The 14832-nt window shown below is 68.2% G+C and carries 10 protein-coding genes and 1 pseudogene; 3 read left to right on the forward strand and 8 right to left on the reverse strand.

Annotation, left to right across the window (positions count from 1 at the left end):
* Positions 1–232: 232 nt before the first annotated feature.
* On the forward strand, positions 233–1138 hold the full coding sequence (locus tag ML01_RS03870) for an alpha/beta fold hydrolase (RefSeq protein ID WP_058554081.1): 906 nt from the start codon (positions 233–235) through the stop codon (positions 1136–1138).
* A 193-nt stretch (positions 1139–1331) separates the two neighbouring features.
* On the opposite strand, the gene ML01_RS03875 is transcribed toward ML01_RS03870, so the two are convergent.
* The 5 genes from ML01_RS03875 to lipA form a co-directional block, all read right to left on the reverse strand.
* On the reverse strand, positions 1332–3242 hold the full coding sequence (locus ML01_RS03875; RefSeq protein ID WP_082673933.1) for a diguanylate cyclase domain-containing protein: 1911 nt from the start codon (positions 3240–3242) through the stop codon (positions 1332–1334).
* Entirely contained in the window at positions 3239–7885 is a 4647-nt protein-coding gene (locus ML01_RS03880; RefSeq protein ID WP_058554083.1) for a PAS domain S-box protein, read from the reverse strand. Before ML01_RS03880 ends, ML01_RS03875 begins: the two co-directional genes overlap by 4 nt.
* 57 nt (positions 7886–7942) lie before the next feature.
* Positions 7943–8194, reverse strand: coding sequence for a hypothetical protein (locus tag ML01_RS03885; protein ID WP_058554084.1), 252 nt, complete (start codon positions 8192–8194; stop codon positions 7943–7945).
* Positions 8195–8545: 351 nt separating this feature from the next.
* Complete coding sequence (locus ML01_RS03890) at positions 8546–8995, reverse strand: hypothetical protein (protein ID WP_058554085.1); 450 nt, start codon at positions 8993–8995, stop codon at positions 8546–8548.
* 34 nt (positions 8996–9029) lie between these two features.
* Entirely contained in the window at positions 9030–10010 is a 981-nt protein-coding gene (gene lipA / locus ML01_RS03895; RefSeq protein ID WP_058554155.1) for a lipoyl synthase, read from the reverse strand.
* A gap of 645 nt (positions 10011–10655) precedes the next feature.
* Between lipA and ML01_RS03900 the strand changes: the two genes are divergently transcribed.
* Positions 10656–11009 (forward strand): nucleotidyltransferase domain-containing protein, encoded by a 354-nt coding sequence (locus ML01_RS03900; RefSeq protein WP_254045129.1) that lies wholly within the window; start codon positions 10656–10658, stop codon positions 11007–11009.
* Positions 11006–11563 carry a hypothetical protein gene (locus tag ML01_RS03905; RefSeq protein ID WP_058554086.1) on the forward strand — a complete coding sequence of 186 codons (558 nt, stop codon included), beginning with the start codon at positions 11006–11008 and terminating at the stop codon, positions 11561–11563. The genes ML01_RS03900 and ML01_RS03905 overlap by 4 nt, the downstream gene beginning before the upstream one ends.
* 64 nt (positions 11564–11627) lie before the next feature.
* Here the strand turns inward: ML01_RS03905 and ML01_RS26850 are convergent.
* The 3 genes and pseudogenes from ML01_RS26850 to msrB all read right to left on the reverse strand — a co-directional run.
* A pseudogene (locus ML01_RS26850) lies at positions 11628–12071 on the reverse strand (dihydroxy-acid dehydratase); the annotation flags it as partial.
* A 492-nt stretch (positions 12072–12563) separates the two neighbouring features.
* Positions 12564–14105 carry a hypothetical protein gene (locus ML01_RS03915; protein ID WP_058554088.1) on the reverse strand — a complete coding sequence of 514 codons (1542 nt, stop codon included), beginning with the start codon at positions 14103–14105 and terminating at the stop codon, positions 12564–12566.
* Between the two features lie 245 nt (positions 14106–14350).
* Positions 14351–14749 carry a peptide-methionine (R)-S-oxide reductase MsrB gene (gene msrB, locus ML01_RS03920; protein WP_058554089.1) on the reverse strand — a complete coding sequence of 133 codons (399 nt, stop codon included), beginning with the start codon at positions 14747–14749 and terminating at the stop codon, positions 14351–14353.
* Positions 14750–14832: the final 83 nt, after the last annotated feature.

Below are 14832 nucleotides of genomic sequence, written 5' to 3' on the forward strand. Positions count from 1 at the left end.
CTTGGATTTCCTATCCGTTTCCGCCGAGGGCGCAAGGCGGCCCTTTCCTGCGATTCGCTCGTCCCACAGGTCGTTTGGCCTATGGCGGAGGTCCCATAGAGAAACACCGGGTGCTCTCCCGTACTCATTTCAACCGGAGGCTCATTTCAACCGGAGGCGGCTACGTGATGTGTGAAGCGCAGGACGTGCCCAACCTCCGGTCACCATCGGTTTGAAACTATGAGGCTCAGCCATGAAAACACTCGCGAAAACGGCCCTGATTGCGGTATCGATTGCCTTCGGGGCCATCGCTGCACACGCCGCCAATGTGGAGTTGGAGACCAAGGCGGTCACCATCAACGGCGTCGAGCTCGATTACGTGGAGCATGGGCAGGGTGCCGCTGTGGTGTTCCTGCATGGTCTATTCAATGACCATCGCCAGTGGCTTCCGCAACGGGACGATGTTGGAGCACGCTATCGGTTCATCGCGTACACGCAGCGCTATCACGGTCCGCGACCCTGGTCGGATGACGGTGAGAACTACTCGAATGCCACGCACGCAGAGGATCTCGCCGAGCTCATCCGGACCCTCGATGCCGGCCCGGTACATGTGGTCGGCCGATCGAATGGGGGCCACATCGCGCTGGTCATGGCGCTCGAACACCCGGAGCTGGTGCGCAGTCTTGTGCTGGCCGAGACGGGCGGGGTGGGAAATCTGGTCTCCGATACACCAGAGGGCAAGGAAGCCATCGGCGCATTTCGGGAGGCTCTGGCACCCGCCAGACAGGCCGCGCTGGCGGGTGATTCGGATGCGGCGACGCGCTACTTCTACGAGGCTGTGGCCGGACGACCTGGCCTGTGGGAAACGCTCTCGGAAGACAGACGGCAGCTCATGCTGCCCAACGGACGAATGCTTCGTCTGTTCTTCTCCGCGCCGCGGACGAACATCAGTTGCGACCAGCTTGGCCAAGTGCGGGCGCCCACCCTCATCGTTAAGGGGGATCGATCGATCCCGATGTTTCATCTGTTCAGTGATGCAGTTGCCGGATGCATGCCAGGCAGCCAGGTGGCCGTAATCCCGAACACCGGACACGGCATGAGTCAAAAGAACCCCGCCGCCTTCAATAAGGCGCTTCTGGAATTCCTCGAACGGAACTGAATCCGGCATAGCGTATAGGGCGGCGTATGCGGCCCCATACACCGCCGAGGAGCCACGATCGCGGTGCCCGCGGTTGACGTGGTAGTGCACCTCGCCGGCCAGGGTCACGCCGTTGTCGCCGAGCTCCTGCACGGTGAAGGTGTTGCCGCCGATGGACGGCGCGACGAAACGCAGATTTCGCTGAAGCTTGGCACTAGTGAGGCTGGTCGACCGCGGCCATGTCGCTGCGGCGCTGGCGCACGCCCTCGAGGGCCAGCGTCAGCGCCGCGCTGTGCGCCTCGAGTCTGGACCAGCCTTGCTGCACCTCGGCGTCACCGGGCAGCGCGGCGACCGCGTCGGTCGAGGTCGCGGGCAACCGCGCCCGCAGCGCCTGCACGGTGCCGAGCAGCGCGGCGCCGGTCTGATGCAAGGCGTGGTGGTGAGCCTCCACCGCACCGAACTCGGCCATCGTGCCGTAGCGGCGCTGCGTGGCGGACTTGGCCAGCCAGTCCCCGAAGTGGCAGACCCGCGCGCCCAGCGGCGGCGGCGCGGTCGCGGCGTCGGCGACGAGCGTGACGGCCAGCGGGTGCTGCTCCAGCAGCGGGATGAACTGGCCCGGCGGCACCAGCCCGCGCTGCGGGTGCTGCCAGCGGATCAGCGCCTCGAAGCCGGCCACCCGACCGGTTGCCAGCCACACCTTGGGCTGGTAGTACAGGCGCATCTCGCCGGCATGCAGACCCTGGCGCACCTCCTCGATGCGGATAAAACGCTCGCGCGCGGACTCATCCTTGAGCGGGTCGAACAGGTGGTAGCGGTTCTTGCCGGTGAGCTTGGCCAGGTACATCGCCTGATCGGACTGGCGCAGCAGTTGCTCGGCCTCCATGCCGTCTACCCCTTGCGGAAATCCTGCCACGCCGATGCTGGCAGTCAACTGCAGGGTCTCGCCGGCGAGCATCAGCGGCTCGGCCACCGCGTGCAGCAGGCGGCGCACCGGCACCGCAAAGGCGTCGGCGTCGCCGAGTTGGGTCAGGATCACGGCAAACTCGTCGCCGCCGATGCGCGCCAGGTACTGCCGGTCGCGCAGGCACCGGGCCAGGCGCCGACCGATCTCCACGATGAGCTGGTTGCCCCGCTCGCGGCCGACCTGGGCGTTGGCCGCGGCAAAGCCGTCGATGTCGATGTAGGCCACCGCCAGCCGCGTCTGCGGCGTGCCGCGGGTGGCCATGCTGGCGGCCATACAGGCGCGCAGCACGTCCAGGAACTTCGCCCGATTGGGCAGCCCCGTCAGCACGTCATGGTGGGTGATGAAGTCGACCTCGGCCTGGTGCGCCTTGGCCTCGGAGATGTCCTGCACCGTGCCCCAGGCAGTGTGCGCCCGACCGTCGGGACCGGCGTCGAACTCGGCGCGTTCGCGTACCCAGGTGGCGGCCGCCGGGGGCGTGATCCGATGCTCGACCTCATAGGGCTGGCCCGTCAGCGCCGCTGCCCATTCGCCGGCCACGCGGTCGCGGTCCTCGGGGTGCACCTTGGCCAGAAAGTCGTCCAGGGTCAGCGGGGTGTCGTCGGGCACGCCGAACAGCCGGTAGGTCTCGGGCGACCAACTCAGCGCCCGGGTGCGCAGATCCAGCTTCCAGCTGCCGATGTGCGCCACCTGTTGCGCGCGCAGCAGATCGGCGGTGCGCTCGCGGACCAGTTGTTCCAGCTCGGCCTGTTGTCGGACCTGGGCGCGACGCATCGCGTACAGCGCCAGGTGGGTGCCGACCCGCGCCAGCACCTCGGCTTCCTCGAATGGCTTGGTCACGTAATCGACCCCACCCTCGGCGAAGGCGCGCACCTTGCTGTCGGTCTCGGTCAGGGCGCTGATGAAGATCACCGGCACGTCGGCCAGCCCGGGCATCGCCTTGAGCCGGCGGCAGACCTCGTAGCCGTCCATCTCCGGCATCATCACGTCGAGCAGGATCAGGTCGGGCGCCTGGGCGGCGGCGGCCTTGAGCGCGAGTGCGCCGCGCGGAAACAGCCGCGGCTGGTGCCCGTGCTGGCGCAGCAGCGCGTCGAGCAGCTTGAGGTTGGCGGGCGTGTCATCCACCACCATGACGGAAGCGGGGATCGGCGTGGGTATGTTCATGGCGTGCTGTTGTCAACGGCATCGACCAACAGGGCATGCAGGGTGTCGTACTCGAAATCATCGGCCAAGCGCCGCAAGCCCGGCACCAGGTCCGGGGTCTGGTCGGTCGGGGGCTGGTCGGTCGGGAGACTGGTCGAGGACGCCAGCAGGCGGTCGAAGGTGAGCATGTCGCCCTGCGTCAGCGCCTCGCGCAGGCGTGCGCGCAGCACCGGGGACAAGCGGGTCCGCACCTGCGCGCGGGTCGGGGCGGGGGCGGGGGCGCGGGTGGGCGCGGCGACCGGCGCCGCCGCCGCGCTTGGCAGCGCCAGGAGCTGCCAGAGGGTTTGCAGCAGGCGCGCGCGCTCGACCGGCTTGCTCAGGTAGGCATCGACGCCGCAGTCCAGGATGGCCTGCCGGTCGTCTTCGAGCGCGCTGGCGGTCACCGCCACTACCGGGGTGTGCGGGCTCATGGCCTTGAGGCGGCGGGTGGCCTCGTAGCCGTCCATGACCGGCATGCGCATGTCCATCAGCACCAGGTCCGCGGGCCGCTGGCCGAACTGCGCCACGGCCTCGGCGCCGTCGCCGGCCTCGGCGATGTCGAACCCGACCGGGCCGAGCACGTCGGCGAGCAGGCGACGGTTGTCGGGCAGGTCGTCCACCACCAGCAGGCGCGGCGCCGGGGTGCCGGCGGGCAGTTGCCAGCCGTTCTGGTCCGCCTGGGCGCTGGCGAGGTCGCCGGTGGGGATGCCGGTGGGGATGCCGGTCGGGATACCGGCCGGCGGCAGCGGCAGCCAGAAACGAAACCAACTGCCTGCGGCGGGCCGGCTGTACACCTCGATGTCGCCGCCCATGAGGTGCAGCAGCTTTTGGCTGATGCTGAGACCGAGCCCGCTGCCACCGCCCGACTTGCGCCCGGCCTCGGCCTGCTGGAAGGGTTGGAACAATAGCGTCAGCTCGCCCGGCGTCATGCCCGGACCGGTGTCCTGCACCTCGAACCACAGCGTGGCGGCCGCGACCGGGCCACTGTCGGGTACGGCCCCGGTGGGGGTTCCGGTGGCGGGCCCGGTGTTGGGATCGGTGTTGGGATCGGTGGCGGGCCGACCCAGGCCGGCGCGCAGCGTGACCGTGCCCGCGTGGGTGAACTTCACCGCGTTGCCCAGCAGGTTGATGAGCACCTGGCGCAGCTTGCCTTCGTCGCCGTGGACCATCGCGGGCAGCCGGGGGTGGCGCGCAATGGCGAGGTGCAAGCCCTTGGCCTGGGCCCGCAGGCCGAACATCGTCGCCAGGTCGTCCAGCAGGGCGTGCAGATCGAAGTCCAGCGGGTTCAGCGGCAGGCGATCGGCCTCGATCTTCGACAGGTCGAGGATGTCGTTGATCAGGCCGAGCAGGTGCTGGCCGCTGCGGGCGATGATGCCGACCTGTTCAAGCTGCTGCTGGGTCAGCGGCGCGTCGTGCGCGAGGAGTTGCGCGAATCCGATGACGGCGTTGAGCGGCGTGCGGATCTCGTGGCTCATATTGGCCAGGAAGGCGCTCTTGGCCCGGTTGGCGACCTCGGCGTCTTCCTTGGCCTGCGCCAGTTCCGCGGTGCGGGCATCGACCAACTCGCTCAGATGGTGGCGGTGCTGTACGAGCTCCTCCTGCGCCAGCTTGCGTTCGGTGATGTCCTGAAACGTGCCGGTGAGCACGTCGCCGTCTTCGGTGGTCACCCGACCGATGCAGCGCAGTTCGGCCCAGAACCCGCCGCCGGTGCGGGTGCGGACGCGGCTCTCATGCACAAAGGGCTGGCCGTCACGCCAGGCCGCGTGCAGCAGCGCGGTGATGACGGGCAGCTCCTCGGGGGCGTAGTACGCCAGCCCTTCGGCCAACGCCGGGGGTTGGTCCAGCGGGTGTTCCACCAGATGGAACAGCTCCTCGGTCCATTTGAGGTAACCGGTCTCGGGGTTGGTCTTCCAGCCACCGACCCGCGCCATGCGCTGCGTTTCGCGCATGAACAGCATGGCCTCTTCGAGGCTGGCGCGCAGTTGTCGTTCGGCGGTAATGTCGTGGCCGATACCCAACACGCCGATCAGCCGGCCATCATCATGGTGGATGGGCACCTTGGTGGTTTCCAGCACCACCCGCCGACCGCTGTCGGCCATGGTCACCCATTCCTCGTTGACGGTTGGCCGTTTCGCCGCCATCGCGACCCGGTCCCGCTCGCGGAAGAAGTCGGCCAGGTCGGCCGGCACGAAGTCGTGATCGGTCTTGCCGATGATGGCGGTCTCGGGGGCGCCAAAAAACCCTTCGAAGGCGGGGTTGCACAGCAGGTACAGGCCCTGTTCGTCTTTGAGCCACACGAGGTCGGGCAAGGTGTCGACCAGCGCGCGCAGCCGCGCCTCGCTGCTCTGCAGGGCGTCGGCGGCGAGCACGCGCTGGGTCACATCGTGGCCGATGCCTTCGAGCCCCGTGACCCGGCCCTCGTCGTCGAACACCGGGGTCTCGGTCATCTCCACCCAGCGCGTGCTGCCATCCTTGTGAAAGGCCTGCAACAGGTACGGCGGCTGCTTCTCCCCGCGCAGCCCGGCCGCGGTCTTGAGGCCAACCTCGGTATTGATCGGATGGTTGGTGATGAACGGCTGGTAGGGACCCAGCATCTCCTCGGGGGTCCAGCCCAGCATCGGGGTCACCGAGGGGCTGATGTAGGAAATGGTCCCAGCGGAATCGTTGGTGTAGAAGAAGTATTCGCTGCTGAGGTTCTCCACCAGATGGCGGTACTTGGCCTCGCTGCTTTGCAGGGCGCGGGTGGTCTCGACGATGCGCGTCACGTCGCTGAAGACCGCGAGCGCGGTGGGCACGCCGGCGAGATCCAGCATCACGCGCTGGATGTCCGCCAGAAAGGTCGTGCCGTCACGACGCAACACCGGGATATTGTGGGCGGTGTCCAGCGAGCCATCGGCCAGCCGCGCGAACTCGGCCGCCACCTGGTCCATCTGATCCTCGGGGTGGATGTGCGCCGGCGTCAGGCCCAGCAGCTCTTCCCGCGAGTAGCCCAGCATCCGGCAGAACCGGTCGTTGACCATCGTGAACCGCTGGGTGGCAATCTCGGCCGCCACCAGGCCCGAAGGGAGCTGGTCGATGATGGTCCGGAGCTTTTGCTCCGCCGCCGCGAGCGCCTGCTGCTGGGCCTTGCGTTGCGAGATGTCGCGGAATACACCCACCTGGTATGCCCGCCCCTGCAAGGTGTAGCGCCGCCCGCTGCTGATCTCCACCGGAATGTCGCGCCCGTCGGCGTGGCGGATCAGGGTCTCGTGCAGCAACACGCCCTGGCGGTCATCCTCCAGGCGCTGCCGGAAGTCCTGCGGTTCGACGTCATACACCTGCGGCGGGTGCAGGTTCGTGAAATGCTGGCCCACCAGTGCGTCCGCCGGGCGACCGAACAGCGCGGCGGCCCGGGCGTTGGCGCTGACCACGGTGCCGGTGGCGTCGTCGGCCATCAACACGGCGTCGGGCATCGACTCGAACAGCACCGCGAAGCGCGCGTGGCTGTCCGCCCGATCCTGTTCGGTGCGTTGGCGCAGCAGGGTCGAGGTGACCAGGCTGGCCATCAGCCCCAGCCAGTTCAGGTCGGCCTCGCTCCAGTCGCGTGGGGCACGCACGGCGTCCAGGGTCATGCAACCGAGCAACTGACCGGCCCCCATCAGGGGTAGCGAACAGACCGACCGGGTGCCAGCCAGTTGCAACAGGCGCGCGGATGCGGACGCCTCAGGGGGCATGCGGTCGGTACAGTCGATGCGGATGCGGCCCACCGTGCGGAGTTGCCCGAGCCACCAGTCGGTCTGCTCCCCCACCACCAGCGTCGCGACCTCCGGGGCGAGCGGGGCGACGCCGTCACGACACCATGCATGCGCGCACACCCAATGGCGGCCCTCGGGCTCGGCCAGAAAGATCAGCGCCCGGTCCACCCCCAGCGCCTCGCCGCTGCGCGCCAGCAAACGCCGCAGCGCCGCGTCGAGTTGCGCGTCCGCGGTGGCCAGCAGTTCCGCGGCCAGTTGCGTCGCGAGCCGCTGGCGCTCGTGCGCCTGCTCGAGGTCCCCCAGGCGGCGCTCGACCGATTGCCGCGCGTGGCGCTCGTGCATGAAGCCCAGGGCCTGGGCGGTGAGGCGCTGATACAGGCCCAGCACGGTCTGCACCAGCACACCGGTAGGACCTTGCATGATCTGCGCAGCCCTCGCGAGGGCCTGCTCCGGCGGCAGACCTTGCCGCGCCGCCGCCGCCGCGAAGGCCATCTGCCGGTCGCTTTCCAGGATGTGCAGGGCCAGCCAACGGCAGAGATACGCAATCAGCCCATCGAGCAGATTCTCGAACGGACGCTCGCCACTGCGCAGCTCGGCGACGTGACGAACGAAGCCTTCATGGCCTTGGTGATGACCATCCAGATGGGGGCCCGGCCCCAGCCGCTCGGCCCAGATCGCCTCCTCGGTGCTGAAGTGGTGTTCCGCGTACCGGGCCAGATCGTCTAGGATCGCCAGGGTCTCCGCCGCCGTCGCCCCCTGCACATAGCAACCTGCGACGCGGTTCAGCAGCGCCACCAGGGTCTGGTGCTGCTCGTCGATCACGGCGATGCCGGTCACGAACTCTTCGGTCCAGGGGAAGATCTCGAAGTGGCGGGCGTGCGCGTCGGTCATCGGGATACCGCACTCTCGATAGGGATCGGCGTGTGCGCCGGCGCCGCCCGGTGCGCGCTATGGGTTCGTGATCGCATAGACCATGTCCTCGATAGAGCGCTTGAAGGACTCGTTCTCGACGAACTGCCGGTAGACCTGCGTATCGTCGGCCAGCAGGTGCTGCATCACCTTGGCCAGCGCCTGATCGTGCGCGAGGCGCGCAGTGTGCGGGGTGTTCTCCTTCGCGTTCTGGTAAGCGGTGTCGGCGGCAACCTTGGGCGCGATGTCTTCGCGGATACGTTTGGCGACCCGGTCGGTGTCGTTGAACAAGGTACCGAACTGCTCGTTGAACGCATTCAGGATACTGCTCAGCCGCCGGGCGGACGACCGCGCATGTGCCCTCTGATCGGCCCAGACGCCGCCGAGCCGGCTGGAAAGCCGGCGATCCCGGTCCGCCGCGCCGGCGCCGAGCCGGCTGGTAACTGAGCCATGCTGTTGGGGGAGGCGTCGCCTCAGACCGACCAGCTCGTGCTCATCGCTATCGAAATCGCTATCGAAATCGCTATCGAAATCGATCGAAATCGAACCGAGTGGCGACCGATCCCGATCCCGATTTTGATGTCGATCTCGACGCGCCAGCCGCCCACCCTCGGCCCTTCTGCCAGGTTTGCGGATCGAACATCAGCGTTGCAGCTCGTCCTGATCCGGGTCCGGGCTCGCCTGTGAGCCGCTGCCGTCGGTGTCCGCAGAGGCTGCCGCGAGACGCGTGAACAAGAGACTGGGCAAGACGGCAATCGCGCCGACGGCCATCAGCCCGACGGCGAACAGCGCGAGCCCGATACCGACGCGGCGGCCGATGACGACGAGCATCCCCAGCGCCAGCAGCGCCGCCGCGGCGAGCATCAGGGTGCGGCGGAGGTCCAAGGCCGCAGCATCCGGCTCCGCCGTCGGCGCCAGGGCCGACAGCAGCAGGAGATTCACCAGCAGCATCAGCGCCGCATTGGGCAGCGAGAAGGGCTCGTAGCCGAAGCGCCCGGCCGCGTGCCGATTTACGACATAGACGCTCCACATGAGCGACGTAAACACGCCGAACGCGGCGGCGAGCCAGGCGGCAGCGAGGAGCGTCTCCATCGAGCGTGCAGTCCGGGCGAAGGCGCGGGCCGTATCAGCCCTGCGTCAGCGACGCGCGGGCCTGCTCATCGGCATGGTACGACGAGCGCACCATGGGCGCGCTCGCGACGCTGTCGAACCCCATCGCCTCGCCCGCGACCCGCAACGCCTCGAACTCGTCCGGCGTCCAGAACCGGCGCACCGGCAGGTGCTCCCGGCTCGGTTGCAGATACTGCCCGAGCGTCAGCATGTTGCAGCCGTGGGCGCGAAGGTCCTGCATCACGCCCAGCACCTCATCCTGCGCCTCGCCCAGGCCGAGCATGAGCCCGGACTTGGTCGGCACCTGCGGATGGCGCGCCTTGAACGCGGCCAGCAGATTGAGCGAGCCCTGATAATCCGCGCCCGGCCGCGCCTCGCGATAGAGCCGCGGCACGGTTTCCAGGTTGTGGTTGAACACATCGGGCACCGCATCGCCCGCGAATGCGCCGAGCGCGATCGCTTCTCGACCGCGGAAGTCGGGCACCAGTACCTCGAGCCGAGTCCCCGGACAACGCGCCCGCACCGCGCGCAGGCAGGCCGCGAAGTGCCCGGCCCCGCCGTCGCGGAGATCATCCCGGTCCACGGAGGTAATCACGACGTAGCGCAGCCCCATGCGCGCAATGGACTCGGCCAGCTTCGCGGGCTCCGCCTCGTCCAGCGGCTGCGGGCGGCCGTGGGCAACGTCGCAGAAGGGGCAGCGGCGGGTGCAGATGTCGCCGAGGATCATGAAGGTCGCCGTGCCGTGGCCGAAGCACTCGCCGAGGTTCGGGCACTGCGCCTCCTCGCACACCGTCGCGAGGCCCGTCTCGCGCAACAGCCGCTTGATGCGCATGACACCCGGCCCGGTCGGCGCCTTGGCGCGGATCCAGGCGGGCTTGCGCGGCATGGTCGTCGTCGCCTCGACCTTCACCGGGATGCGCGACACCTTGTCGTGCCCGCGCTGATGGGTCTCAGGCGAGGCGCGGGACGGGGCTTCGAGCGGGCTTGCGTCGGGCATGGGGTGGTCCGGTGTGATGGGTCCGAGAGCGGACATGGGCGCTTGTGCAGTCTGTTTCGACCCGGGCGACGTGCGGCAGTTTACCAGCACCCGCCGTCCATCCTGCGCGCCCCGGCGGCGTCGGCGCCGTCGCGCAACCACACCAGCGCATTCGATTGTCCTCAGCCGAGCTGCGAGATATCGCGCACCGCCCCGCGGGCGGCACTGGTGGTCATGGCGGCATAGGCGCGGAGCGCCTGGGGACACCTCAGGGACACCTCAGGACACCTCAGGGACAGACCACGTTTTTCGCCAAGCTTTGGACACCTCGGTGGACACCTCAGTGGACACCTCAGGGACAGACCACGTTATTCGCCAAGCTTTGCGCGACATCAATGCTTGCTCTCGCTCTGCCCAGATGCCCGGATGCGCCCGCATTGTCGCTGGCGGCTATCCCATGCACGTGATCCTGCGCGAGACAGGCCGCGCCGCGGTGTTCGTCTGCCGACGGCAGGCTGCGCCGCGGATGCGAGCCCGCGCACCTCCGGAACGCGCGCGCCTGACCGCCTCCGACGCCCGTCAGCCCCAGTGGTCGGTGTTGACCACGCATCCCGCCCCCGCTATCGTCCTCTCCCGAGCCAACCTGGATGCTCAGCCTCTACGGCGATGACGAACGCTGAACCGCTGTTTGTCGATACCAACGTCCTGGACACGACCTTGCGTCTGTGCGCGCGCGAGATCAACGACATCCTTGCCGCCACGGCCGACATTGCCGGGCCGGATGCGACCGTGTGGTTGTTTGGCTCGCGCCTCGATGACGCGGCCCGCGGCGGCGATGTGGACCTGCTCGTGGAGGCGCCCGACGATCTGCCGCCGCTCGCCCGCGCGCGCCTGAAGCTGTTGCTGGAGGCGCGGCTGGGCCTGCCGGTGGATGTGCTGGCCTTGCGGCGCGGGGCGCCACTGCGCCCGTTCGAGGCCGTCGCGAAGGCGCGGGCGAGGCGGCTTGGGGGTGGCGCGTGACTGCGGGCGTGCTGGGGGCCGCGGCTGAACACCTGGCAGGTCTGCTGGAGGCGGTGCAGCGCTGCGTCTACTTCCTCGACGCCTCGCGGGCGCGGTTGTCCTGGCCGTTGACCGGCGAGCGGCTGGCGGAGAACCCGAAGGATGTCGCGTTGTTCGAGGCCCTGGCGGCGGTTAACGAGCGTTTCGCCAAGTTGCAGGACACCCTGGGGGCGGCGATGCGCCATGCCGCGATGCTCGCCGGCGAGCCGACCGACACCTTTTTGCGCACGCTCGTGTTTTTCGAGAAGGTCGGTGTGCTGGACGCCGTCGCACAATGGCAGTTGTGCCGGACCACGCGGAACCTGGCAGCGCATGAATATGACATCGATTACGACCGGATTGCCGCGCACTTCAACGCGCTCGATGAACTGCTGCCGGGGCTTTATGGCACCGCTGCCCGCTTCGTCGGCTATTGCGAGAGCAGTCTTGGCATTCGACCGCAGCCGGGGGCCTTTGCGCCGGAGTTCGCGGCGCTGACCGGGCGGGCCGGGGATTCATCGGTGGCGCAGCGCTGAAGCCTTGTAGAGCATCTTCGCGGGCTCTGGCCCGCGGTGCGGGTCCGGCTGGTCCGCGGTGGCACATCGGCCCGCCGGAGACGAACACCGCCGGAATGTTCAACCGCAGCGCCGCCATCAGCATGCCGGGGGTGATCTTGTCGCAGTTGGAGATGCACACCAGGGCGTCGGCGCAGTGGGCGTTGACCATGTACTCCACCGAGTCGGCGATGATCTCCCGGCTCGGCAGGGAATAGAGCATGCCGCCGTGGCCCATGGCGATGCCGTCGTCCACGGCGATGGTGTTGAACTCCTTGGCCACGCCCCCGGCGGCCTAGATCTCGCGCGCGACCAGTTGGCCTAGGTCCTTCAGGTGCACATGCCCGGGGACGAACTGGGTAAACGAGTTGGCCACGGCGATGATGGGCTTGTCGAAATCGCCGTCGGTCATGCCGGTGGCGCGCCACAGGGCGCGGGCGCCGGCCATGTTGCGGCCATGGGTGGTGGTGCGGGAGCGATACTGGGGCATGGCAGCCTCTGCTGCCTGGCTGGTCGGTCGAATCCGGGGATGATCAGGGAAAGCGGGGCGCGGTGCCAGTCTGGGGGCGGGATGGGCGCCGCGCGGGACGCGCTCTCGATCGAGGCCGGCGTCGCGCCGAGACGGCCAGAGGTGGATCCGAGTCTCGCGCGATCACGCGGCTACACTGTATATAAATGCAGCCCACATCATGCACACAGTGCCACCGACATGGCCGTCGCATCTCAGGGATGCGGACCTTCCCCGTATCGCCGCCGCCATCCCGAGCAATGGTAGCCGCCGTCTCTCTCCCGCGAGGAACGGTGCAGCCCCTCTCGTCTCCCGGTGCCACGCTGCGCCGCAGATGCCGCAGATGCCGCAGATGCGAGCCTCGCACCCCGGAACGCCCGCGCGTGCACCGCCCCCGACGCCCGTCAGCCGCGCTGTTCGGCGTTGACCACGCATCCCGCCCCGCTATTGTCCCCTCCAAGCCCACCTGGGCGCTCAGGGTGGCTTGGATTTCCTATCCGTCCGTTGACGCGCATATTCCAGTCGGAGCTCCTGATATCGGGTCATGTCTCCTCGCACAAGGGCCACCTGGGCCTGGCCATAAAGTGCTTCCGGAAGACCCCGGGTGAGCGCAAGCGCACGTTGCAGCGCTTGTTCTGCCTGCGCGAATCGCGGGTCGGTGCGAATGCGAGCGACCGGTAGCTCCGCCGCCAGCGTCACCAACAGGCGCTGACCGAGCATGGCATTGCCAAGGTCCGATCTGGGATGGGCAGCCACCGTGGCTTGCCAGTGGGAGAGCGGCGTGCGCCATTGTGTGGAGACCCGCTGGCTGGCGCCGAACGCGGCCAGCAGCAAGAGCAAAGCGGTCCCCCATGCGAGCCGCGGGAGCCGCTGCGCCAGTGCCAGCCAGCCGGCCGCGGCCAGCATCGCGAAGCCAATGCTCGGCAGGTACAAGGCGCGTTCGGCGACGACGATACCGATAGGCAGCACATTCGCGACCGGCAACAACGCGAGGGCGAGCAGACTCAGGCCAAGCCGCGCAGCGACCACTGGCTCACTCGCCCGCGGTGCGCCATGCTCGCCCGGTGGACTGTTGCTCAGTAAACGGTTCGGCTGGAGCAACCACCAGGCAAGGGCGGTGCCGGCGACGAGCCAGGCTGCCTGCAACACGGGCCATCCGAAAACCGCGTCGCGCAGATGGCCGTAGTAGGTCGTCTGGGCCCAGGGCATGACCAACAGTTGCAGATAGCTGCCGAGGCTGACAATGATCAGATTGATGCGGGCCCACCACGGATAGTCCCAGGCAACGGAGTCGGTGCCGCTGGGGAACATATCCTCACGCAGTACCGCGAAGCGCAGGCCAATGAACAGGCCGAGCGGCAGCAGCATGAACAGTTCCGTCGGGCCCACCCAGCGCCGCAAGCCCGGGCATCGGGGGCAGAGCACCAGACCACGGGTCAGTGCGAGGGCCGCTGGAAGCGCGGCACCGGCCTCCTTGAATCCGAGGCTGAGCAGATAGCAGGCGCCGATGGCGAGGAGGCGCGGCCAGCCGGGATCGCAATCAGGGCGCTCGATGGCGGACAGAGCGCGTGGCGGCCCTGCGCCCAGACCTGGGCCCCGATTTGAGCCCAGATAGAGCCATAGCGCCCAGACGAAGAACAGGCTCGCGGCCATATCCGCTTGGCCGTAGATGGTCGTCACGGCCTCCGCGTGAATCGGATGCAGCGCGAACAGCAGCGCGCCCGCCAGCGCCGCGGCGCGTCCGCTACCCGTTCCCGGCGCAGCGGCAGGTGATGCCGCCTGCAGTCGGCTGAACAGCCGTTGCAGCAGCAGCAGTACCAACAGGGAGCAGGCCGTGTGCATCCCCAGGCCGACGATCCCGAAGCGGGCGAGGTCGCTGCCGAAGGACAGGCGTTGGGCGCCCAGCAGCAGCAGCGTGAGGGGACGATAGAGACTGCCGCCGGAGAGCTCGCCCCAGTAGCTTTCCCCGAGGAGGCTCAGCAGTTGGCCAACCGGGAGAAACCGGGGACAGACCACGGTTTCCTGCTGCTACACTCGCAGCATGCATTCCATCAGCGCACAATTACGGTGACAGTTTACTCAATGCACCGAATGCGGAACAGCAAGTAGAGCAGAGTCATTCCTTGCCTAATTTCTTCTGGGGGAAATAGGGGACGTGGGGGGAAATAGAGGACGTACCACGGAATACCCGAATGCCTGCCTTAGATGTTGCGTGAGACGGGGCCGAGCGAAATCGGGCACGCGAGCGAAATAGGCGCCGCCTACTCGTCAGGCTCGAACTTCAGCGACAGGGAGTTGATGCAGTAGCGCTCGCCGGTGGGCCGCGGACCGTCCGGGAATACGTGGCCCAGATGCGAGCCGCAGCGGGCACAATGCACCTCGGTGCGGACCATGCCGTGGCTCGCATCGGTGTCGGTCTCGACCGCGGCGTCGGCGGCCGGCTGCCAGAAGCTGGGCCAGCCGGAGCCGGAGTCGTACTTGTGCGCCGACGCAAACAGCTCCGCGCCGCAGCCGGCGCAGAGGTAGCGGCCCTTGTCCTTCGTCGCCCAGTAGGCACCGGTGAACGCGGGCTCGGTGCCGTGCTGGCGCAGCACGCGGTATTGATCGGGCGCGAGCTCCGCGCGCCATTCGGCGTCGGACTTCTCGATCTTCTCGGTCATGTCGGTCTCCTCGAAAACGGGGCGTCGGGGGGCGGCTCGGGTTGTGAGCGCGGCGGGCCGCCGGCTATACTGGTCAGCCCGCT

Origin of the sequence: Thiohalocapsa sp. ML1 (assembly GCF_001469165.1) — a bacterium.
Taxonomy (GTDB): Bacteria; Pseudomonadota; Gammaproteobacteria; order Chromatiales; family Chromatiaceae; genus Thiohalocapsa.